This window comes from Flagellimonas flava (assembly GCF_900129665.1).
Taxonomy (GTDB): Bacteria; Bacteroidota; Bacteroidia; order Flavobacteriales; family Flavobacteriaceae; genus Flagellimonas; species Flagellimonas flava.
This window is the reverse complement of record NZ_FQWL01000013.1, coordinates 1-1,079: the sequence shown is the minus strand read 5'-3', so window position 1 is coordinate 1,079 and position 1,079 is coordinate 1. Positions and strand designations below refer to the sequence as shown.

Annotated in this window: 1 protein-coding gene; it reads right to left on the bottom strand. The window is 43.7% G+C overall.

Annotated elements, in window-relative coordinates; translation table 11 throughout:
* Positions 1-1,079: TonB-dependent receptor domain-containing protein (locus BUC10_RS17645; RefSeq protein WP_116465791.1), on the bottom strand; the 1,079-nt coding region annotated here is incomplete at both ends.

The window sequence follows — 1,079 nt, the reverse complement described above, 5'->3', positions numbered from 1 at the left end:
GTTGAGATAGTTGATGAGTATACATCCCCACCTTGAGTCCAGTTCCACTGGAAACCTAAGGTGAAGTTCTTGTAAGAAATGCTGTTTCTCATGTTGGCAACCCAATCTGGGTTTGGATCTCCAATTGCGCCATCGGTCGGGTCCTGAACAAAGTTACCATCCGCACCGATGATATACTCTCCGTTATCGTCCGTGGCGATTCTAGTTCCAAAAAGAACCCCTAAGGGCTCGCCTTCAATGGCTGCGTTCCCCAAATTGGCAAAACCAGAGTAGATTACCTGATCCGTATCCAATCCTAGATCGGTTACCGTTGTCTCATAGGCGGTAAAGTTGAAATTGGTAGTCCAATCAAAAGCACCTTCCTCGTTACCTCGGAACCAGTTCACACCTAAATCAATTTCAACACCCTCTGACTCAATCTCACCAATATTGGTCGCAGTTACTGTAAAACCAGTAGCAGGATCAAGAGGTCTATCCAAGATCAAATCATTGGTCTTTCTTTGGTAGATGGAAGCATCCAAGGTGATTCTGTTGTTCCACCATCTGGATTCGATACCTATTTCAATCTCTTCAAGAGTTTCTGGTTGAAGATTAGGGTTACCTAAACGGGTACCTGTAGTATTGGTCACAATGTTCTGTCCGCTATCATCTTGAACATCCTGAGTATCCAATACCAAAACATCAACAACTGGATAAGCAGAGGTCAATACATCAAAGTTTGCAGAAACCCCGATACCACCACGAATCTTCAAGTAGTTCAATACATTTTCAGATTTCAAACCATCGATTGCGGCCGTTGGGATGAAGGACAAACTTGCAGAAGGATAGAACTGTGAACGGTTCTCCTTGGAGAAGTTGGATACCCAGTCGTTCCTAGCAGCAAGAGTTAGATAAAGGAAATTATCGTAATCAAAATCCGCCTGGGCGTAAACCCCTGCAATGTTCAATTCGTTGAAAGTCTGGATCTCGTTTTGGTTCAAGAAATTGAAGTGTCTCAACACTCCAAATACCTGCTGACCGTCACTGGCTACACCATTTTGGTCAAATACAGTTCTTCTTGTAGTGGCACCAACGTTGAA